This is a genomic window from Micromonospora sediminimaris (assembly GCF_016863575.1).
GTDB lineage: Bacteria > Actinomycetota > Actinomycetes > Mycobacteriales > Micromonosporaceae > Micromonospora > Micromonospora sediminimaris.
Window position 1 is genome coordinate 140,221 of the sequence record NZ_BOPD01000008.1, and the last position, 20,077, is coordinate 160,297.

The 20,077-nt window shown below is 72.3% G+C and carries 17 protein-coding genes and 1 pseudogene; 7 read left to right on the forward strand and 11 right to left on the reverse strand.

Annotation, left to right across the window (positions count from 1 at the left end; genetic code table 11):
- Nucleotides 1-106 precede the first annotated feature (106 nt).
- Nucleotides 107-2,485, forward strand: a complete 2,379-nt coding sequence (locus Vse01_RS06225) for a M28 family peptidase (protein WP_093403503.1) — start codon at nucleotides 107-109, stop codon at nucleotides 2,483-2,485.
- A gap of 5 nt (nucleotides 2,486-2,490) precedes the next feature.
- On the opposite strand, the gene Vse01_RS06230 is transcribed toward Vse01_RS06225, so the two are convergent.
- The 3 genes from Vse01_RS06230 to Vse01_RS06240 form a co-directional block, all read right to left on the reverse strand.
- Nucleotides 2,491-2,745 (reverse strand): Smr/MutS family protein, encoded by a 255-nt coding sequence (locus tag Vse01_RS06230; protein WP_013736060.1) that lies wholly within the window; start codon nucleotides 2,743-2,745, stop codon nucleotides 2,491-2,493.
- A gap of 147 nt (nucleotides 2,746-2,892) precedes the next feature.
- Nucleotides 2,893-3,258, reverse strand: coding sequence for a tetratricopeptide repeat protein (locus Vse01_RS06235; RefSeq protein WP_093403502.1), 366 nt, complete (start codon nucleotides 3,256-3,258; stop codon nucleotides 2,893-2,895).
- A 91-nt stretch (nucleotides 3,259-3,349) separates the two neighbouring features.
- A complete protein-coding gene (locus Vse01_RS06240) occupies nucleotides 3,350-4,102 on the reverse strand; it encodes an ROK family protein (RefSeq protein WP_093403500.1) in 753 nt (250 codons plus the stop codon).
- Between the two features lie 60 nt (nucleotides 4,103-4,162).
- Here Vse01_RS06240 and Vse01_RS06245 point away from each other — a divergent pair, with 60 nt between their 5' ends.
- From Vse01_RS06245 to Vse01_RS06260, 4 genes and pseudogenes are all read left to right on the forward strand, one after another.
- The gene (locus Vse01_RS06245; protein ID WP_093403499.1) at nucleotides 4,163-5,800 is read left to right on the forward strand and encodes an ABC-F family ATP-binding cassette domain-containing protein; all 1,638 of its coding nucleotides are present in this window, start codon (nucleotides 4,163-4,165) and stop codon (nucleotides 5,798-5,800) included.
- Nucleotides 5,801-5,837: 37 nt separating this feature from the next.
- Nucleotides 5,838-6,089: pseudogene (locus tag Vse01_RS06250) on the forward strand (hypothetical protein); the annotation flags it as partial.
- A 136-nt stretch (nucleotides 6,090-6,225) separates the two neighbouring features.
- Nucleotides 6,226-6,951: a methyltransferase domain-containing protein gene (locus Vse01_RS06255; RefSeq protein ID WP_093403496.1), complete on the forward strand. Its 726-nt coding sequence runs from the start codon at nucleotides 6,226-6,228 to the stop codon at nucleotides 6,949-6,951.
- Nucleotides 6,952-7,136: 185 nt separating this feature from the next.
- Nucleotides 7,137-7,673 (forward strand): phospholipase, encoded by a 537-nt coding sequence (locus tag Vse01_RS06260; RefSeq protein ID WP_093403495.1) that lies wholly within the window; start codon nucleotides 7,137-7,139, stop codon nucleotides 7,671-7,673.
- Nucleotides 7,674-7,763: 90 nt separating this feature from the next.
- On the opposite strand, the gene Vse01_RS06265 is transcribed toward Vse01_RS06260, so the two are convergent.
- Nucleotides 7,764-10,592 (reverse strand): ATP-binding protein, encoded by a 2,829-nt coding sequence (locus Vse01_RS06265; RefSeq protein WP_093403493.1) that lies wholly within the window; start codon nucleotides 10,590-10,592, stop codon nucleotides 7,764-7,766.
- A gap of 165 nt (nucleotides 10,593-10,757) precedes the next feature.
- On the reverse strand, nucleotides 10,758-10,976 hold the full coding sequence (locus Vse01_RS06270; protein ID WP_093403491.1) for an FmdB family zinc ribbon protein: 219 nt from the start codon (nucleotides 10,974-10,976) through the stop codon (nucleotides 10,758-10,760).
- A gap of 56 nt (nucleotides 10,977-11,032) precedes the next feature.
- Here Vse01_RS06270 and Vse01_RS06275 point away from each other — a divergent pair, with 56 nt between their 5' ends.
- Both Vse01_RS06275 and Vse01_RS06280 read left to right on the forward strand, forming a co-directional pair.
- Complete coding sequence (locus Vse01_RS06275) at nucleotides 11,033-12,247, forward strand: lytic transglycosylase domain-containing protein (RefSeq protein ID WP_093403490.1); 1,215 nt, start codon at nucleotides 11,033-11,035, stop codon at nucleotides 12,245-12,247.
- 72 nt (nucleotides 12,248-12,319) lie between these two features.
- Nucleotides 12,320-13,336 carry a GNAT family N-acetyltransferase gene (locus Vse01_RS06280; protein ID WP_093403488.1) on the forward strand — a complete coding sequence of 339 codons (1,017 nt, stop codon included), beginning with the start codon at nucleotides 12,320-12,322 and terminating at the stop codon, nucleotides 13,334-13,336.
- Nucleotides 13,337-13,356: 20 nt separating this feature from the next.
- Here Vse01_RS06280 and Vse01_RS06285 read toward each other — a convergent pair whose 3' ends face one another.
- From Vse01_RS06285 to Vse01_RS06310, 6 genes are all read right to left on the reverse strand, one after another.
- Nucleotides 13,357-13,749 carry a helix-turn-helix domain-containing protein gene (locus Vse01_RS06285; RefSeq protein WP_139233128.1) on the reverse strand — a complete coding sequence of 131 codons (393 nt, stop codon included), beginning with the start codon at nucleotides 13,747-13,749 and terminating at the stop codon, nucleotides 13,357-13,359.
- Between the two features lie 426 nt (nucleotides 13,750-14,175).
- On the reverse strand, nucleotides 14,176-15,159 hold the full coding sequence (hemB, locus tag Vse01_RS06290) for a porphobilinogen synthase (RefSeq protein ID WP_093403487.1): 984 nt from the start codon (nucleotides 15,157-15,159) through the stop codon (nucleotides 14,176-14,178).
- 36 nt (nucleotides 15,160-15,195) lie between these two features.
- Nucleotides 15,196-16,776 carry a bifunctional uroporphyrinogen-III C-methyltransferase/uroporphyrinogen-III synthase gene (locus Vse01_RS06295; protein WP_093403485.1) on the reverse strand — a complete coding sequence of 527 codons (1,581 nt, stop codon included), beginning with the start codon at nucleotides 16,774-16,776 and terminating at the stop codon, nucleotides 15,196-15,198.
- Nucleotides 16,773-17,744 carry a hydroxymethylbilane synthase gene (hemC, locus tag Vse01_RS06300; protein WP_093403484.1) on the reverse strand — a complete coding sequence of 324 codons (972 nt, stop codon included), beginning with the start codon at nucleotides 17,742-17,744 and terminating at the stop codon, nucleotides 16,773-16,775. Before hemC ends, Vse01_RS06295 begins: the two co-directional genes overlap by 4 nt.
- On the reverse strand, nucleotides 17,741-19,069 hold the full coding sequence (locus tag Vse01_RS06305) for a glutamyl-tRNA reductase (RefSeq protein WP_093403482.1): 1,329 nt from the start codon (nucleotides 19,067-19,069) through the stop codon (nucleotides 17,741-17,743). Before Vse01_RS06305 ends, hemC begins: the two co-directional genes overlap by 4 nt.
- A complete protein-coding gene (locus tag Vse01_RS06310) occupies nucleotides 19,066-19,836 on the reverse strand; it encodes a redox-sensing transcriptional repressor Rex (protein ID WP_093403720.1) in 771 nt (256 codons plus the stop codon). The genes Vse01_RS06305 and Vse01_RS06310 overlap by 4 nt, the downstream gene beginning before the upstream one ends.
- Nucleotides 19,837-20,077 lie beyond the last annotated feature (241 nt).

The window sequence follows — 20,077 nt, forward strand, 5'->3', positions numbered from 1 at the left end:
CTGCTGATCCTGTATTAGACAACGTTCGCACACAACACGACGGGGCACCCTCAGGTGGCATGGAGGATGATGTCCACCCCAGGACCCCCCTCGCAAGGAGCCACCCGTGGGCGCACCCCCCACCCCCGCCGCCGACCGCGCCCTCACCCGGCCGCGTCGACGTCCCCTCGCCGCGCTGGCCGCACTCGTCGCGCTCGTCGCCGTCGGCGCGGGCGCGCTGCTCGACCTGCGTCCTCCGGCACCCCGGCCGGCCGACGCGCCGACGGACGAGTTCAGCGCCGGGCGCGCGTACCCACACGTGACGCAGGTCGCCGGGCGGCCACACGTCGCAGGCAGCCCAGCCAACGAGGAGGTCCGCGGCTACCTGGAAGGCGCGCTGCGTGGCCTCGGGTTGGAGACGCAGGTGCAGGACACCGTCGCCGAGGAGGCCGGGCAGCTCAGCGGCGCGGCGGGCGGCGCCACCCTGGCCCGGGTCCGCAACGTGGTGGCGCGGCTGCCCGGCACCGCCCCCACCGGCACGGTGTTCCTGGTCGCGCACTACGACGCGGTGCAGACCGGGCCGGGCGGCAACGACGACGCCGCAGGGGTGGCGGCGATCCTGGAGGTGGCCCGTGCGCTGACCGACGGCCCAGCGCCCCGCAACGACGTCGTCTTCGTGCTCACCGACGCCGAGGAGGCGTGCCTCTGCGGAGCCTCGACGTTCGCCTCCGAGCACCCGCTCACCGCCGACAAGGGTGTGGTGCTCAACCTGGAGGCAAGGGGTCGAACCGGCCCGGTGATCATGTTCGAGACGTCGCCGGAGAACGCGCGTCTGGTCGAGGTCTTCGGCCGGGCCGCACCGCACCCGGTGGGAACCTCGTTCGCGGTGGAGGTGTACCGCGCGTTGCCCAACGACACCGACTTCACCGCCTTCCTCGACGAGGGGTTCCTCGGGCTGAACTCGGCGTACCTGGATGGCGGTGCGATCTACCACACGCCGTTGGACACCCCCGCCTCGATGGACCAGGCCAGCCTCCAGCACCACGGTGACAACACCCTCGGTCTCGCCCGGGAGTTCGGCCGGATCGACCTCGGCGACCTGCGCGCCGGTCACGACGCCACCTACTTCCCCGTGCCCGGCGGGCTCGCCCGCTACCCCGGCTGGCTGGTGCTGCCGTTGGCGCTGCTGGCGCTGAGCGGCGTGGTCGGGCTCGGCTGGCTGGCCCGACGCCGGGATCGGGTCACCACCGGTCGGCTGGCCGCCGGCTTCGGCCTGGCCCTGGTGCCGATCATGGTGGCCCCGCTGGGCGCCCAGTTGCTCTGGGCTGCGATCGTCGCGCTCCGGCCGGGCTACGCCGAACTGCTCGACCCGTACCGGCCGACCTGGTACCGGCTGGCCGTACTGTCGCTCGCCGCCGCCGTCGTGTTCGCCTGGTACGCGCTGAGCCGACGCCGGATCGGCCCAGCCGCCCTGGCGATCGGCGGACTCGGCTGGCTGGCGCTGCTCGGCGTGCTGCTCGCCTTCCTGGCGCCCGGCGGGGCGTACCTGGCGACCCTGCCCGCCCTGGCCGGGGCGCTCGGCGGACTGGTGGCGCTGGCCACCCGGCTCGACGGCCCGGTACCGGTGATCGCGGTGACCGTCGCGGCCGCGGTCGCGGTGCTCCTGCTGCTCCCCACCGTCGTGCTGCTCTTCCCGGCGCTGGGCATGGCGATGGGCGGCGTCGCGGCGCTCTTCGCGGTGCTGCTCGGTCTCGCCGCGCTGCCCGTGATCGACCTGCTGCATCCACAGGCCGGCGGCCAGCGGGGCATGATCGCGCTGCGGGCCCGCCGACTCGGCGCCCTGCCGGCCGGGGCCGCCGCACTGGCCGCGGTGATCCTCGCCGGGATCGGCCTCGCCGTCGACCGGTTCGACGCCACGCACCCCGCACCCACCCACCTGATGTACGCGCTGGACGCCGGCACCGGCCAGGCCCGCTGGCTCAGCCACGAGAGCGATCCGCAGCCCTGGACCGACGAGTACGTGGACGGCCCGGTCGAGGTCGCCGACGAGTTCCCCGGAATCGGCGGCGACGAGTTGCTCGGCGGCCCGGCACAGCCGGCGGACCTACCCGCGCCCCGGTTGGACGTGCTGACCGACACCACCACCGCAGGCGAACGCACACTGACGCTCCGGCTCACCCCGCAGCGCCAGGTACGCCTGACCACCCTGCACGTCGACACGAACACCGCTGACGTGCGGCGGGTCGAGGTCGCCGGCCGCCCGGTTCCGGTGGAGACCCGCGACGGCCGCTGGGGATTCGGGGTGGTCTTCCACGCCCCACCGCCCGACGGGATCGAGGTCACGCTTACCGTCACGCCGAAGACGGACCGGATCGCGTTGCGCGCGATGGACGCCAGCGACGGCCTCGACACGCTGCCCGGCTTCCGCCCCCGCCCACCGGACGTCGGCGTCGCCGGCTCGCACAGCTCCGAGATGCTCGCCGTCGCCCGCACCTACCCGCTGTAGGGCAGCTACTTCCAGCGGAAGTGGACGAAGAGGCGGCCGAAGTTCTTGGAGTCCTTCTCGACCCGGTGGTAGAGCTGCTTGACGTCCTTCTGGTCGAGGAAGCGCAGCACCCGCTTCTTGAGCTGGCCGGAGCCCTTGCCCGGGATGATCTCGACGAGGGTGGCCTTCTTGGCCACCGCCTCGTCCATGATCCCGCGCAGTGCCCGGTCGATGTCGTGGCCCTTGTTGAAGATGTCGTGCAGGTCCAGCTTCAGCTTCATGCCACGTCCACCGTCCGGTCGGCTGTCATGCGGCTCATGGTAGGCACGCCGGACGCCGGCCAGGCCATCGTGGGCACGGCGGCTGCCGGGTCCCCAGACGTCGAGAGGGCAGCCCACCCGGGCTGCCCTCTCGACACGTGTCCGGGATCAGCGACCGCCGACCCGGGTCTCGACCCGGCGCAGGGCGGTCGTGTAGTCGTCGTTGGACGAGTGCATGGCCGCCGCGATGCGCAGGTGACGCAGCGCGTCGGTGTAGCGGTTGAGCCGCTCCAGCGTCCGGCCCAGCACGTGGTGGGCGTAGTGGTCGCTGGGGTTGCGGTCGACCAGTTCCCGCAGCTGCTCCTCGGCCCGGTTGAGCTGTGCCGACTGGAAGTAGGCCCGGGCCAGCAACTGGCGCACGGAGGCGTTGTCCGGCTCCGCCTCGATGATCGGTTCGAGCAGCCGGGCCGCGCTGCTGGGGTCGCCCGCCTCGAAGAACAGGGTCGCCCGTCGGTACTCGGCCAGAAGATCCATGCCGCCACCCCCTCCGTGTCGCACCACTGCTCCGACGCTGGCACAACACCGGCCGTACCGCGACTGTTCCCGGTGGCTTTTCCTGCCTGCCTTACACGGTGGCGAGGTCCCAGGCGCGGACGCCACCGACTATGCCGGCGCTGTTCGGGACCACCACCACGTCGTCACCCATCCGGGTGAGCTGCTCGGGGCGGATCCGCCGCGAGTTCCCGCCGCCCAGGTAGAGCCGGTCCCAGCGGAACACCGGACGCAGCCCCTCCACCACCTGCCGGATCCGTCGGGACCAGAAGGCGTCGCCCAGCCGGCGGCGCTCAGGCTCACCGACGTACGTGTCGTAGGTGGTGCCCCAACGCACCGGGGCATGTGACAGTTCGAGGTGCGGGGCGAGCACCCCACCGTCGAAGAGGGCGCTGCCCAACCCGGTGCCGAGGGTCAGCACGAGTTCGCAACCGGTGCCGGCGACCACCCCGGCACCGTGCACCTCGGCGTCATTGAGCACCAGCGCCGGCAGGCCGAACGCGGCCGAGAGCGCGCTGCGGGCGTCGAACCCGGACCACTCGGCGAGCAGCGCCGGGTCGACCCGGCTACGTGGGCCCGAACGGGTCACGTAGTGCGGGGTGGCCACCACCACGCCGTGCCGGATCATGCCAGGCATCCCGACCGTCACCCGGCCGGCCGCCGGCAACCGACCGCCGAGTTCCACGAGCGTGCGGACGAACAGGTCCGGCGGCAGGGGGTACGGCGTCGGCACCCGCATCGGCTGGGCCCGCATCGTGCCCGCGCCGTCGAGGACGGAGGCCTTGATTCCGCCGCCCCCGCAGTCGATCGCCAGAGTGGTCAACACGCACGTGAGTCTGCCTCGTCGCAGGGTCCGCCGCGCGGCGACGGGTAGGCTCGGCTGTTTGTGAGCGCCACGCTGATCGCCCGGGACCTCGCCGCCGGGCACGGGGAACGCACCCTCTTCGCCGGCCTGGACCTCGTGGTCGCGCCCGGCGACGTGGTCGGCCTGGTCGGGGCCAACGGGGCCGGCAAGTCGACGCTGCTGCGTACGCTCGCCGGTCTGTTGCCGGTCGAGGCCGGCAGCGTCGCGGTGAGCCCGCCCGGCGCGAGCATCGGGCACCTGCCCCAGGAGCCGGAGCGCCGCCCCGGGGAGACGGTCCGGGCGTTCCTGGCCCGCCGCACCGGCGTGACCGGGGCGCAAGCTGCGCTCGACGCGGCGACGGAGGCGCTGACCGCCGGCACCCCGGGCGCGGACGACGCGTACGCCGCCGCGCTGGAGAGCTGGCTCGGGCTCGGCGGCGCCGACCTGGACGAGCGGGCCGAGGAGGTGGCGGCCGAGCTGGGCCTCGCCGTCGATCTCGACCAGGAGATGACCAGTCTCTCCGGCGGCCAGGCCGCCCGGGCCGGCCTGGCGTCGCTGCTGCTCAGCCGGTACGACATCTTCCTGCTCGACGAGCCCACGAACGATCTCGACCTGGCCGGGCTGGACCGGCTGGAGACCTTCGTGACCGGGCTGCGCGCCGGCACGGTCCTGGTCAGCCACGACCGGGAGTTCCTGGCCCGCACGGTCACCTCGGTGCTGGAGTTGGACCTGCACCAGCAGCAGGTGAACCACTTCGGCGGTGGTTACGCGGCGTACCTGGAGGAGCGGGAGGTGGCCCGCCGCCAGGCGCGCGCCGACTACGAGGAGTACGCCGACACGCGGGCCGGACTCCAGGCACGGGCGCGTACCCAGCGGGCCTGGATGGAGAAGGGGGTCCGCAACGCCCGGCGTAAGGCCACCGACAACGACAAGATCGGCCGCAAGTTCCGGTCCGAGGCGTCCGAGAAGCAGGCGGCGAAGGCCCGGCAGACCGAGCGGCTGATCGAACGTCTGGATGTGGTGGAGGAGCCACGCAAGGAGTGGGAGCTGCGGATGGAGATCGCCGCCGCGCCGCGCGCCGGCGCCGTCGTGGCCACGCTCCGCGACGCCGTGGTACGCCGGGGCGATTTCACCCTCGGCCCGGTGAACCTTCAGATCGACTGGGCGGACCGGGTGGCGGTGACCGGGGCGAACGGCTCCGGCAAGTCGACCCTGCTGGCCGCCCTGCTCGGCCGGTTGCCGCTGGACGCCGGCCAGGCCGCGCTGGGGCCGGGCGTGGTGGTCGGCGAGGTGGACCAGGCCCGGGGACTGTTCCTGGGTGACGTACCGCTGCTTGACGCGTTCCGGGCCGCGGTGCCGGACGTGTCTCCGGCGGACGCGCGTACGCTGCTGGCCAAGTTCGGCCTGCGCGCGCAGCACGTGCTGCGACCGGCCGCGACGCTCTCTCCGGGCGAACGGACCCGGGCCGCGTTGGCCCTGTTGCAGGGGCGCGGCGTCAATCTGCTGGTGCTGGACGAGCCGACGAACCACCTCGATCTGCCGGCGATCGAGCAACTGGAGTCCGCGCTTGCCAGCTTCCCGGGCACCCTGCTGCTGGTGACCCATGACCGGCGAATGCTGGAGGCGGTACGCCTCGACCGGCGGTTGCGGGTGGACGCCGGGCGGATCACCGAGTTTTGATCCGGCGGAATCCGGACGGTGGGGCGACAATGACCCCATGCTCAGGTGGGAGTACGCCCTACTGGTGCGCCGCCGCCAGGCCGCCACCAACGACCTCGGCTTCGAGGTCATCTTCTCCTGGTACGGCCCCGACGGTTCGATGATCGACGTCACGCCGTACGGCGACACCGCGCTGGCTCATCTCAACCGGGCCGGCGACCAGGGCTGGGAGTTGGTCGCGATGAGCGAGGACCCGTCCCTGCCGGGGAACAACGAGTTGCACCGCTATCACCTGAAGCGGCCCCGGACGGCGGCCGCACCGCGGCAGCGGATGCGTACCGGACGTCCTCGACGGCCCATCGCGCGTTGACCTGGCGCGAATTTCAGGGACAACCGGCGCATACCGGGCAACTATCCGGGTAACGGGCCGGCCGGAGGTGGCCGGTATGGTCGCGTTGGCACACACCCCGTCCTCCGCCGAGCGGCTGCGGGCGATGGACGGGTTCCTCACCGAGGCGTGGCTGGACCAGGTCCGCCACGACGAGCGATTGCGCCCGCTCGGTGTCGAGGTCCGTTTCGACCGGGGCGTCGCCCACCTGACCGGCGAGGTCGACGAGCCGGCACAGCTGCGACTGGTACGCGAGCAGGTCGGCCGGCTGGCCGGCGTCTTCGGCGTCTGGTGCCGGGTACGGGTCGGCGGACGCGACCCGGTGGTGGTCGATCTGGGCTGCGGCGCCACCAAGCAGTGGCCCGGCAATCTTGGCCTGGACATCTTCCCCGCCCCCGGAGTGGACGCGGTCGCCGATCTCTCCGGCTCCCTGCCACTGGCCGACGACTCGGTCGACGTGCTGTTCGCGGTACACATCCTGGAGCACCTGATCGACTTTCTGCCGCTGCTGGACGAGTGCCACCGGGTGCTCCGCCCCGGGGGTGTGCTGCACGTGATGAGCCCCTGGTGGGGTCATGTGAACGCGGTTGCCGACCCGACCCACGTGCGGCTGCTGGACGTGCAGACGGTCAAGGGCATCTGCGTCATGCGACCCCCGGGCACGCCGCGCTGGTACCCCCTGCACGCCGGCAGCGACGGTGCGTCCATCTTCGCCGACCTCACTCCGCTGGGACCGGAGGACGACGGCCCTACCGCCACCCACCTGGCCCGCTTCTTCGACTAGGCAGGTCCGCTCGACGAATGTCCTGGACACCGGCGGTGTCCAGGACATTCGTCTGTTTCGGCACAGGTCACCAATATTTCTCGCGGGTAACACCGGCAGGCCGCGTCATCGATCGACACTGATCTAACCCCGGTGACTCGCCGGTAACAACTGGCCCCACCGCACACCCCCGCGGAGGTACGACCATGCCCAGACGTCTCGCCACCATCCTCACCTCCGGCGTACTCGCGCTGCTCACCGCCTTCGCCGTGGCCTCCCCCGCCACGGCGGCCGTCACTCCACAGCAGAAGTTGTCGGTCCTGTCCAGCTGGACCCAGACCAGCGCCAGCAGCCACAACGCCTGGTACTCCGCCCGCCAGAACCGCGCGCCCTGGGCCGAGTACAACTTCGACTGGTCCACCGACTACTGCTCGTCCAGCCCGGACAACCCGCTCGGATTCAAGTTCAGCCTCTCCTGCGCCCGCCACGACTTCGGCTACCGCAACTACAAGGCGGTCGGCCAGTTCAGTGCCACCAAGCCGCGCCTCGACAGCGCCTTCTACGCGGATCTGAAGCGGTCCTGCGCCACCTACAACTCCGTCGTCCGGCCGGCCTGCCTGAGCCTGGCGTGGACCTACTACCAGGCCGTCGCCATCTTCGGCTCGGTAGCCGCCGTCCAGCAGTCCGACATCGACCGGGCCGCCCGGATGAAGGCCGACGCCGAGCGCCGCGCTCGCGCCTGACGAACAGTGTGGACGGCCCGGCAGCAACCGTGGTCGGGCGTCCCGCCGCTCAGGGACCGTCGGGAATCCGCGCGCGGATTCCCGACGGTCTCAGGCGTGCTCGGTGTGCCGGTTGACAGCGCTGGGCCGAGGTGGAGCGGAGCGACCCGCTCCCGAGGCGAACCGCCCCGAATCGGCCGCCAGGTCGGGATGCTCGACACCGAGCGCCAACGCGACCGCCTCATCCAGCCCCAGTTCGGCGCCCTCGCCGTACGCCTCGTCGAAGGCCGTGTCGCCCAACATCCGCCGCAGCGCCGCCTGCCGCTCCGTCCAGTACGCCTCGAAGATGCCCGGCGTCGACCGCAGACCCGCCCGGGTCGCCTGGGCGGCGCCGAAGAGCCGAGCCCCGGTCAGCGGCTGGCCACCGACCGCGCAACGCACCGCGACCGCGTTCAACGTGTCGCAGGCCCGCCCGTGGAAGCCGTGATTCATCCGCGACCGCAGCGCCACCAGCAGGTGCTCGTGTGCGGCCACCAGGTCACCCCGCGCCAGCGCGACCATGCCGAGCAGCATGTCCACCGAGCGGCGTCCCCGGTCGACCGGGCGGGACGCCTCCACCGGACGAGCCGCACCGAGCAGCTCCGCCGCCTCGCCCAGCGCGCCCCGCCGCCACAGCAGCTCGGCCAGGCGGAAGACGGCGAACAACGCCTCCGACTCGACCCCCTGGTCCTGCGCCCAGTCGATGACCTCCCGGCAGACCCGCTCCGCCTCGGCGAACTGTCCCATGTCGACGAGCGGGGCGGCGCGGCCGGCGAGCACCCGGGCCAGCAGACCGGCGTCCCCGGCCTGGCGGGCCGCCGCCTCGGCCCGCTGCGAGTAGCGCAGCTCCTCGCCGAACTCGCCGTCGCCACCGGCGTGCAGCGAATGCATGTGGTAGGCCGCCGCCAGCTCGTCCTCCGGGATCACCTCACCGGTCTCGGCCAGGCGGCCGTAGAGCCGGAACAGCCAGAGCCGGCCTTCCCGGGCCAGTCCGCGCTCACGCCACCACTGGTCCAGCCCGCCAGCCAGCCGCAGTCCGATCCGGGCACTGCCACCTGTGGCGCACCAGCGCAGCGCGGCACGCAGCTCACCGGCGAGTGGATCCAGCGCGTACAGCGACAGCGTCACCGCCTGCCCGTCCGGGCCGAGGTGTGCCCGCTCCAGGGCGTGCGCCGACCAGGCCACATGCCGGTCACGGGCCGCCTGTTCCTCGCCGGCTTCGGCGAGCCGGCGTGCCGCGTACGCCCGGATCGGGTCGAGCATCCGGTAGGTGCAGCCGGCCGCATGCGGCTCCGCCAGCACCATGGACTTGTCGACAAGCACCGACAGCGGGTCGAGCGGGTCGTCGTCGAGCAGCCACTCCACCGTCGGCAGGTCGACCGGGCCGGCGAAGACGGCCAGCCAGCGCAGCAGTCGCGCGGCCCGCGGCCCGAGGGTCCGGTAGGACCAGGTCACCGTCGCCTGCATGGTCAGGTGCCGTTCGACAGCCGAGCGGGCCGCAGCGCGGGTCGCCGGGGCCGAGGGGTTGACGCCGGTGGCCGCCGCGGCCAGGTCGACCGTGTCCCGCTGGTTGCCGGTGTTGCCCCGATCGGCCGGTGCCGGCAGCGGATCCTCGCGGCCGGCGTCGAGCGTGCCGAGCACGTCGTCGAGACGCTCGGCGAGCTGACCGACCGAGAGCACCCGCAGCCGGGCCGCGGCCAGCTCGATGGCGAGCGGCAACCCGTCCAGGCGGCGCACCACCCGGCGGATGTCGGCCGACTCGGACGGGTCGGGCTGCCGCCCGCCTCGGGCCGCCGCCGTACGGTCCAGCAGCAGCGCAACCGCGTCGCTCTCGGTGCCGTCGGGTGCCGGGTCGACGGACAACGGCGGGATTCGCCACACCACCTCGCCCGGCAGCCCGAGCGGTTCCCGGGTCGTCGCCAGCACCCGCACGCCACCGCCACCGGCCAGCAACCGGGACACCGCCTCGGCGCAGGACGCCGGCTGGGCGTCGCAGGTGTCGAGCACGATCAGCATCCGGCGGGCAGCGGCGTACTCCACAAGCGTGTCGACCATCGGGCGGCCCGGCTCCGGACGCAGCCCGAGCACGGCGGCGACCGCGAAGGCGACCAGCCCGGGATCGGTGACCGCGGCGATGTCGACGAACCAGACGCCGTCCGGGTACTCGTCCACCAGGTCGGTGGCGAACTCCACGGCCAGCCGCGTCTTGCCGCTGCCACCCGCGCCCAGCACGGTGACCAGCCGGTGTCGGGCCACGAGTCGCCTCAGCTCGGCGCGTTCGGTCTGCCGGCCGACGAACGTGGTGACCTGGATCGGCAGGTTGTGCGCCACCGCGTCGGCGGTACGCGGTCGCGGAAACTGCCGTTCCAGGCCGGGTGCGACGAGCTGGAAGAGCCGTTCCCGGTCATCGAAGCCGCGTAGCCGGTGCAGCCCGAGGTCTAGTAGCGAGGCGCCGGCCGGCAGTGGACGGGCCCGCCGCGCCGTGGCACCGGAGCAGAGGATCTGCCCGCCGTGCGCCGCAGCGGCGACGCGGGCCGCCCGGTGCACCTCGGGACTGGCGTACTCGCCGTCGCGTGGCTCCGCCCAACCGGTGTGCAGTCCCATCCGGACCCGGGGGGCCGCCTCGGGGGTCGGCCAGTCGTGTTCACCGAGCGCCCGCTGGGCGGTCAGACAGGCGGTCAACGCCGCTCCGGCGTCATCGAAGGCGAGAAAGAACGAGTCGCCCTCGGTCAGCAACTCCGCGCCCTCGGTCGCCGCGATCGTGCGGCGGAGCAGCCGTCGATGCTCGGCCAGCACCGGCCGATAGCCCGACCCGAGCAGCTGCGCCAGTCGGGTGGAGCCCTCGATGTCGGTGAAAACGAAGGTCACCCAGCCGGTCGGGAGGTGGATCCGTGGCGGCATGCGTGGAACCTCCCCCCTGGTCTCGGCACCATACTTCCCGAGACCAGATCATCACGCATCGTGAGAACGGCCGGCCAAGACTCCGACCCAAGGTGCCATCGGACCCGGCATCCGGGCAAGGCCGGCATCACCCGTACCACCCATCCACGAAGATTGCCGGCGCGGTCAGCAGCCGCAGCCGCCACCACAGCAACCGCCGCCGCCGGCAACGGACGCGGCACCGGAGCCGCCACCGCCGCGACCGGTGACCGCGACCGTGGAGAGCAGTTTCACCGTGTCGGCGTGCCCCTGCGGGCAGGGCGCCGGCTCACCGGCCTGCGCCATCGGACGGTTGACCTCGAAGGTGGCGCCGCAGGCGCGGCAACGGAACTCGTACCGGGGCATGCCATCAGCCTACGACCGGACCTGACGTCGGCGTGGACATGGGTGATACTCGACGGGTGGCAGACGGCGAAGAGCGCAGCACCCTTCGACCCCTCCGACCGGCCACGCCGCGCGCCGACTCCGGTGCCGGCCCGGACGGGCCGGCGACCAGGCTGCCCCGGCCCCGCCGACCCTGGCTGAGTTCCGGCAAGCCGGCCGACGACGCGGCATTGGACTCACCAACCACCGAGTCGGTTCCGGCAGCGGCCATCGACAGCGCCGCAGGCGCCTCGACCGGCGCTGCGGCTCCCGGATCGACGCCGAAGACCACTGTCGAGCAGTCCACTCCGGACTCCGGCGCACCGGCAGCCCGGCGTCGCCGGGTGCGCTTCGTGCACGCCGTACGTCTGCCGGGGCCGCGGGTCGCGGCCCGGGCGACCCGCGACTGGTCGCGCCGCCCGAGTGGCCGGCTGACCCTGCCCGGCGTGTTCCTGCTGGCCTTGATCGCTGCGACCGCCACGGCCGGCGCACTGCTCGTGCCGGCCACCCTCGGCGCCCCGCGTCCGGTGGCGGTCGACGCCACCGCCGAGGTGCCCGACGCGCTGCCCAGCGACCTGCCGCCGTCCGGTGCGGTGCCGCCGCCGGGGCAGTTTCCGCCACCCACCGCGACCCTTCCGCCGGGCGTGACCCCACCGGGCACCGCCGCGCCGGCCGGTGGACGCCCGTCCGACGCCCTGGCCGGCTGGGCCCGCGACACGGGCGCCAAGGTCGGCATCGACCCGATCGCCATGCAGGCGTACGGCTACGCCGAGCTGGTGCTCGCCGAGACCGATCGCGCCTGCGGCCTGAGCTGGACCACGTTGGCCGCGATCGGTCTGGTCGAGTCCCGCCACGGCCAGGCCAACAACGCCCAGCTCGGCGCGGACGGCCGGGCGGTCCCGGAAATCATCGGTCTGCCGCTGGACGGTCAGGGCAACCGGATGCGCATCGCCGACACCGACCGGGGCGAGTTGGACCGCGACACCACCTACGACCGGGCGATCGGGCCGATGCAGTTCATTCCGACCACCTGGGCGGAGATCGGTGCCGACGCGGACAACGACGGCCGCAAGGACCCGCACAACATCCACGACGCCGCGCTCGCCGCCGGCATGTACCTGTGCAAGGGCGGTCGGAACCTCACCATTCCGGGTGACTGGTGGAACGCGATTCTGTCGTACAACGACGTCCGAAGGTACGCCCAGGATGTCTTCGACGCCGCCAACCGGTACGGACAGGCCAGTCGCACGTGAAGTGATCGTCCGCATACATTGGAGAACTGGACACTTCCCCCCGGCTGCGGTTAACGGCAAGCTAGACGGGTGATGGTGCGCGAGTGGGACCCCAGGACCGCGTCGTCCGCCGAGATCGCGTCGCTGCTGGACACGCTGAACGCGGTCCTGGCGGCCGATCTCCCGCAGGATCCGCCGTGGCGGGAGAGTTCCCTGCGGGAGTACCTCGCCGAGGTGATGCCGGGCGAACGGCGGATCTCCTGGATCGCCGAGGAGGATCCGGCTGCTGACGGCAGCCCGGGGGCCATCCTCGGCCAGGTGCACGTGCTGCTGCTCGGCAACATCGGCGTGCTTGAGGTCCTGGTCCACCCGAGCGCACGGCGCAGCGGGTTGGGCCGTGATCTCGTCCTGCGCGCGGCCCGTCGCGTCTACCAGGAGGGCTTCGAGTCGATCGGGGTGGAGGTGGTCGGCGACACTCCTGCCGTCGCCTTCTACGAATCGCTCGGCTTCAGCCGGGAGTACGTCGAGACCCGAAGCGTCCTGGACCTCTCCAGCGTGGACTGGGCCGAGTTGGCGGAGATGTCGACCGGGCTCGGTGCGGGCTACCAGGTCCAGTTCCACCCCGGCGGCCCGCCGGACGAACTGATCGAGGCGTACGCGCGGGCCAAGGCCGAGATCCGGGACATCGAGGACGGCGAGCTACGACCCAGCTCGTACGATCCGCAGCGGCTCCGGGACAGCCTCGACTGCCTGCACCGACGGGGCATGAAGCCGTACATCGTGCTCGCGCTGCACGAGCAGACCGGTGAGGTGGCCGGCCTGACCGAGGTGGTCGTGCCGGCTCAGCATCCGACCCGCGCCGACCAGTACGACACGATCGTGGTGCAGGATCACCAGGGCTACGGCATCGACCGCGCGATCAAGGCTCGGATGCTGTTGGAGCTGCGTTCGGCCGAGCCGCAGCTGACCGAGGTGCAAACCTGGAACGCGCAGGCCAACGAGGCCATGCTCAAGGTCAACGCCGAGTTGGGTTACCGCACCGACCGGGACTGGTGCGAATACAGCATCGACGTCGCCGAGCTGGTCCACCGGATCGACACCACGCGCTGACCCGGTCGGCTGTCCGGCGGTCAGTCCCGGTACCAGGTCCGTGGGTCGGGCGGAGGCGGCACGTTCCGGTATTTGGCCACCCGCACCTCCCACTGACTGCGGCGTCGCCGCGCCTCCCGATCGGCTCCGTCCCGGGTGTCGTCCCAGACCTCCATCGGCAGCACGACCCGCCCCTCCTGGTCGACGGCCACGAGGTATAGCCCGGCCGCAGCCAGCAGCCGCTCCAGCACCGCCAGGCTCGGCGTGAGGCTGCCCGCCTCGACCCGCGCGACGGTCGACGGGGCGACCTTGGCGAACCGGGCCATCCGCAACTGGCTGAGCCCGACGATCCGGCGGGCACGTCGCACCAGACCGGCGATGGGAAAGGGACCGACGGTGGGGCCGAGGTCCGGCGGCTCGAAGACGGTGGACATGCCCCGACCTTGCCGCTGCACGAACCAGGGCAGCAACCCTGTGGAAAAACCTGTGGATATCAAGCCCCGCGGCATCCACTGACCCCGCACCAGGCAGACGATCGCCACCGTGAGCGACGATCACCTTGAGTGACCGAAAGGGCTCCTCCCTCCGATCTTCCTACTAGCACCTCCACGCCCTTTGCTCTGCTTCAACCCACGCAACCCTCTCTGACCAGCAGCTGAGCGAGGCCGAGTCCTCAACGCGCCATCCGCCGACGACTACACTCCGCAAGCTATGCGTGGGTTGAAGCAGAGCAAAGGATGGGCGAGTGCATCGGTGGGGTTGGACGAGCAACACTCAGAGTGACAGCTGCGGCTGAGGTGCCGCTGGCCGACCAGTGCTGACGGGTGTCGTGGGAGAGGCGAGCAGGGCCGTCGAGCAGGTCAGTAGCGCTGGCGGAGCAGTTGGGCAGCCTCGACGGCCCAGTAGGTGAGGATGATCTGGGCACCGGCGCGGCGGATCGAGGTGAGGGTCTCCAACATCACCCGCTCCCGGTCGATCCAGCCGTTCGCGGCAGCCGCCTCGACCATCGCGTACTCGCCGGAGACCTGGTAGGCCGCCACGGGCACGTCCACGGCGGCGCGGACCGCCGACACCACGTCGAGGTACGGCAGCGCAGGCTTGACCATCACCATGTCGGCGCCTTCGGCGACGTCCAGCGCGACCTCGCGCAGCGACTCGCGCAGGTTGGCCGGATCCTGCTGGTAGGCCCGTCGGTCCCCCTCCAGCGCCGACTCCACCGCGTCACGGAAGGGGCCGAAGAAGGCCGAGGCGTACTTCACGGCGTACGCGAGCACGGCCACGTCGGTGTGACCGGCCGCGTCGAGTGCCCGGCGTACCACCCCGACCTGGCCGTCCATCATCCCGGACGGCCCGACCACCCCGACCCCGGCGGCGGCCTGGGCCACCGCCATCTCGGCGTACGCGCCAAGGGTGGCGTCGTTGTCCACCTCACCGGCCGGGGTGAGCAGCCCGCAGTGGCCGTGCGAGGTGAACTCGTCCAGGCAGAGGTCGCTCATCACCACCGTGGCGTCGCCCACCTCGGCGACCACGTCACGGATGGCGACGTTGAGGATGCCGTCCGGGTCGATACCGCCGGAGCCGCGTTCGTCGCGCGACGCCGGCACGCCGAACAGCATGATCCCGCCGACGCCGGCCTGCACCGCCTCCACCGCCGCCTTGCGCAGCGAGTCGCGCGAGTGCTGGAGCACACCCGGCAGCGAAGCGATGGCGCGCGGCTCGGTCAGCCCCTCCTTGACGAACATCGGCACGACCAGCTCGGCCGGGTCGACGCGGGTCTCGGAGACCAGCCGACGCATCGCCGCGGTGCGGCGCAGCCGGCGGGGCCGGATCTCTGGGTACGGCACGAACCCTCCCTGACGACCAGCCGGAGCCGGCGACGGCTACCGGAACCTCAGCGCGGTCGGCCCCTGGACCTTCGAACCACGGCGCTGCTTCGCCGGCATCGCGGCGAGCTTCTCCCGCAGCTCGACGGCGTAGCCGGCGAGCGCCTCCACCAGATCGGGCACCGAGGCGTGCGGGGGCTGGACGTCGACCCGCAGGCCGAACTCCGTCGCGGTCTCCGCCGTCTTGGGCCCGATGACAGCAACAACGGTACGCGTGTGCGGCTTGCCGGCGATGCCGACCAGGTTCCGCACCGTGGAGGACGAGGTGAACAGCACCGCGTCGAACCCACCCGACTTGATCGCGTCCCGGATCTCGGCGGGCGGCGGAGCGGCCCGGACCGTCCGGTACGCGGTCACGTCGTCGACCTCCCAGCCGCGCTCGGTGAGCCCGGCGGCGAGCGTCTCGGTGGCGATGTCGGCACGCGGCAGCAGCACCCGGCCGACCGGATCGAGCACCTCGTCGTGCGGCGAGAACTCGGCCAGCAGCCCCTCGGAGGACTGCTCACCGGAGGGGATCAGCTCCGGCTGGATACCGAAGGCGCGGACGGCGTCGGCGGTGGCGTCGCCGATGCAGGCGATCTTGACGCCGCCGAAGTGCCGGGCGTCCAGGCCGTGCTCGGCGAACTTCTCCCAGACCGCCCGTACCGCGTTGACCGACGTGAAGATCACCCAGGCGTACCTGCCGTCGACCAGGCCCTTGACCGCCCGCTCCATCTGGGCGGGGGTACGCGGCGGCTCGACCGCGATGGTCGGCACCTCACAGGGAATCGCCCCGTACGCACGCAGCCGGGCGCTCATCGCGCCGGCCTGCTCCTTGGTGCGGGGCACCAGCACCTTCCACCCGTACAGCGGACGGTTCTCCCACCAGCTGAGCTTGTCCCGCTGGCCCACGCCGTCACCGACGGTCAGCACGACCCGGCCGGTGAAGCCGAGTGCCGCCGCGACGAAGGAGTCCACGGTCGACGTGGTGGTGTACTGCGTCTCCCCGGTGCCGTCCCCGGTCACCCCGACGTCGGTGCCGCCGTCCACGCCGGCGGCGAGCAGCCCGTCCCGGATCGCGGCCAGGTCGCCGGCGTCGACCGCCAGCGCCAGCGAACCGCGCTGCACGGCCGCTGCCAGCGCGTCGAAGTCCAGCGCACTGACGTCCTCGACGTCGGCGGCGGTGCGTACGCCCGGCAGCGGCACGCCCGCGTAGGTGGCCACCCCCTCGGCCTGGCCGACGCCGGGAACCACCTCGAAGTGCGCGGCGGTACGTGCCACCGCCTGCACCTCCTTGACCACCGAGTCGTGGCCGAACGGGTCGCCGGCCACCAGGTGCACCGCGTTCTGCCCGGAACGGGCCGCCGAGATCAGGATCTTGGCCACGTCGCCCGGCGCGCCCTCGGCCGGGGTGAACTGGGCGTCAGAGCTGGCCTCGGCCCGGACGACGTCGAGCAGCGACTCGGGGACTCCCCGGTCGTACACCACCTGGTCGGCGTCGACCAGGGCGTCGTGCGCCCGGCGGGTCAGCAGGCCCGGGTCGCCGGGTCCTGCCCCGACGAACGCGATGCGGCCTACGGGCTTACGGGTGCGGGTCATTCTGTGCTCCCAAATTGCTGGGTCCCCGGGCCGTCGTGTCCTTGCGGGCCGAGGATCGAGTCGGCGCCGAGGTCGAGGAGTTCGGCGGCGAGTGCCTTACCGATCTCCGCCGCGTCGGCGGGCGTACCGGTGCGGGACAGCCGGACCTCGTGGGTACCGTCCGGGCTGATCACCGCTCCGCGCAGGTAGATCTCATCGCCGTTCTCGCCTTCGGCGAGTTCGGCGTAGGCGGCGACCGGAGCGGAGCATCCGGCCTCCAGGGTGGCCAGCATCGCCCGTTCCGCGGTGACCGCGGCACGGGACGGCGCATGGTCGAGCAGGGCGAGCAGTTCGACCAGATCCGGGTCGTCGACCCGACATTCGACCGCCAGGGCACCCTGCGCGGGTGCCGGCAGCATCAGCATCGGGTCGAGCGTCTCGGTGATGACGTCGCTCCGGTCGATGCGGGCCAGGCCCGCTCGGGCCAGGACGACGGCGTCGAGGTCGGCGTCCGGGCCCAGCACCCGGGCAAGCCGGGTGTCGATGTTGCCCCGGATCGGGGTGACCGACAGGGGCATGCCCAACGCGTGCAGCTGGGCGATCCGGCGCAGCGCACCGGTGCCGACAACCGCGCCGGGTGGAAGTTCGGCGAGAGTCCTGCCGTCGCGGGCGATCAGCGCGTCGCGCGGATCCTGTCGTGGCGGCACCGCAGCGATGTGCAGCCCCGCCGCGGTCGCGGTGGGCAGGTCCTTGTACGAGTGCACCGCGAAGTCGATCGTCCCGGCGACCAGTGCGTCACGCAGCGCGGAGACGAAGACGCCGACCCCGAGCCGGTGCACCGGCGCGCTGGACCGGTCACCGGCGGTGACCACCTCGACCAGCTCGACGGGGCGTCCGGTACGGGCCGTCAGCGCCTCGGCGACGTGGCCCGACTGGGCCATCGCCAGCTTGCTGCCCCGGGTACCGAGGCGCAGCGGGGCCTCGTTCATCGCTCGCCTCCGGTCGGTGGGGTGATGTCGGGCACGGTGTCCACCGGCGAGGTCTGCGGAACCTCGAGATCGAACAGTTCCCGCAGCAGGGCGGTGTACTGGTCACCGCCGGGTTCGGCGGCGAGCTGACGGACCCGGACGGTCGGCTGGTGCAGCAGCCGCTGGACCACTCGGTGCACGGTACGCGCCACCTCGGCGCGCTGGTCGTCGCTGAGGTCGGGACGGCGTTGCGCGAGCCGGCGCAGTTCGGCGGTGACCACGTCGTCGGCCCGCCCGCGCAGGGCCGCGACGGTCGGGGCGACGTCGGCGCCGCGCAGCCAACTGAGGAAGGACTCGACCTCGCCGGCCACGATCCGCTCGACGGCGGCGGCGTCCGCGGCGACCGGACCGTCGGCGAGCAGTGCCGCCATCCGGTCGATGTCGATCACCTCGACGCCGGGCAGCTCGGCGACGCCGGGGCCGACGTCTCGCGGTACCGCGAGGTCGAGCAGGACCAGCGGGCCACGCCCGGGGTCGCGGTCGGCCGCCGCGGCGGCGACCACCTCGCGGGTGAGGACCGGCTCGGTGGAGGCGGTGGCGGCCACCACGATGTCCACAGTGGAAAGCGTCTCGGCCAGCTCCGCCATCGGTCGCGCACCGGCACCGTACGACTCGGCCAGCCGGACGGCGCGGTCGGTGCTTCGGTTCGCCACGGTCAGCGGCCCGGCACCGAGCCGGGACAGTGTCGCCACGCCCAGCGAGCCCATCGCCCCGGCTCCGACGATCAGCGCGGGTCGGCCGGTGAGGTCGTCGTCGAGGTGTCCGGCGGCGAGCCCCAGCGCGGCGGTGACCACACTCTGGCCGGCGCGGTCGATGCCGGTCTCCGAGTGAGCCCGCTTGCCGACTCGCAGGGCCTGCTGCATCAGCTCGTGCAGCAGCCGCCCGGCGGTGTCGGCCGCACTTGCCCAGTGGTACGCGTCCCGGAGCTGCCCGAGAATCTGCGCCTCGCCGATCACCATCGAGTCCAGCCCGGCGGCGACCCGGAAGACGTGATCCACCGCGGCCGAGTCGAAGTGCACGTAGAGGTGGTTGGCCAGCGCGGCCGGCTGGCAGCCCGCCTGCTCGGCGAGGATGGCACAGATGTCGCCGAGGCCGCCGTGGAAGCCGGACACCGCCGCGTAGACCTCCACCCGGTTGCAGGTGGAGACGAGGACGGCCTCGCTCACGTACGGCTGCGCGACCAGGCGCCCCAGGGTGCGGTCGAGCCCGCTGGGTGACACCGCGAGTCGTTCCAGGGTGGCGACCGGTGCGGTGCGGTACGACGCGCCCACGACGAGGAGTTTCACGTGCCGATCGCCTCCTGGCTCTCGGTGACCGCGAGACCACCCGGCAGGGCGGTGAGGGCGGACCCACCGGCGGCGGGAAGCGCGGTCAGGGATGCCTTGCGGTGCTCGTGGAACGACAGGATCTGCAACTCGATGGCCAGGTCGACCTTGCGCACGTCGACCCCCTCGGGGACCGAGAGTACGCACGGGGCGAAATTCAGGATGCTCGTCACGCCGACCGCGACCAACTGATCCGCCACCCGTTGCGCGGCGGTTGCCGGGGTGGCGATGACACCGATCGCGATGGATTCCTCGGCGGCGACCCGGGGCAGCTCGTCGATGTGCTGCACGACCAGACCGTTGATCTCCTCGCCGACCCGCTCCTGATCGGCGTCGAAGAGGGCGGCGATCCGGAACCCGCGGCTGGCGAAGCCGTCGTAGCCGGCCAGGGCGTGACCGAGGTTACCCACCCCTACCAGGGCGACGGCCCGACGCTGGGTGAGCCCGAGCACGTACTCGATCTGGTCGATCAGCAGCCCGACGTCGTAGCCGACGCCCCGGGTGCCGTACGAGCCGAGTTGGGAGAGGTCCTTGCGAAGCTTGGCCGAGTTGACGCCGGCGGCGTTGGCCAATCCTTCACTGGAAACCGTCTCGTGACCGGTTTCGGCGAGGTTGTGCAGGGCACGAAGATATTCGGGGAGCCGGGCCACCGTCGCCTCCGGCAGATCCGGGAGCGCCGGTACGGCACCTGCGCGACCGGGCGCGCCAGGGTGACGGTGCTGACTCATGAGACTCCGTGCGGTGCGATCCTCGACCAACTCCACCGGCCGGCCGTTTCGGGACTCCCGCTGGCGACCGATGTTGCCGGCTGTGCTAGCAGGGCGCGTCGGAATTACAGAGTAGGCGCTTGTGAAGACGTGCACAAATCGCGATCTTGCTGGCACGGCCCGCGCCCCCACCGGCCCCTCCATCCCGCAAGATCGATCACCACCTCGCCATAGGCGCCCGCGCGATTATCGCTCAATCCCG

Coding starts and splice junctions, on each gene's coding strand:
- Vse01_RS06230 (WP_013736060.1), bottom strand. CDS start 2,745: ATGAAGCTGAAGCTGGACCTGCACGACATCTTCAACAAGGGCCACGAC.
- Vse01_RS06235 (WP_093403502.1), bottom strand. CDS start 3,258: ATGGATCTTCTGGCCGAGTACCGACGGGCGACCCTGTTCTTCGAGGCG.
- Vse01_RS06255 (WP_093403496.1), top strand. CDS start 6,226: ATGGTCGCGTTGGCACACACCCCGTCCTCCGCCGAGCGGCTGCGGGCG.
- Vse01_RS06260 (WP_093403495.1), top strand. CDS start 7,137: ATGCCCAGACGTCTCGCCACCATCCTCACCTCCGGCGTACTCGCGCTG.
- Vse01_RS06265 (WP_093403493.1), bottom strand. CDS start 10,592: ATGCCGCCACGGATCCACCTCCCGACCGGCTGGGTGACCTTCGTTTTC.
- Vse01_RS06270 (WP_093403491.1), bottom strand. CDS start 10,976: ATGCCCCGGTACGAGTTCCGTTGCCGCGCCTGCGGCGCCACCTTCGAG.
- Vse01_RS06280 (WP_093403488.1), top strand. CDS start 12,320: ATGGTGCGCGAGTGGGACCCCAGGACCGCGTCGTCCGCCGAGATCGCG.
- Vse01_RS06285 (WP_139233128.1), bottom strand. CDS start 13,749: ATGTCCACCGTCTTCGAGCCGCCGGACCTCGGCCCCACCGTCGGTCCC.
- Vse01_RS06295 (WP_093403485.1), bottom strand. CDS start 16,776: ATGACCCGCACCCGTAAGCCCGTAGGCCGCATCGCGTTCGTCGGGGCA.
- hemC (WP_093403484.1), bottom strand. CDS start 17,744: ATGAACGAGGCCCCGCTGCGCCTCGGTACCCGGGGCAGCAAGCTGGCG.
- Vse01_RS06310 (WP_093403720.1), bottom strand. CDS start 19,836: ATGAGTCAGCACCGTCACCCTGGCGCGCCCGGTCGCGCAGGTGCCGTA.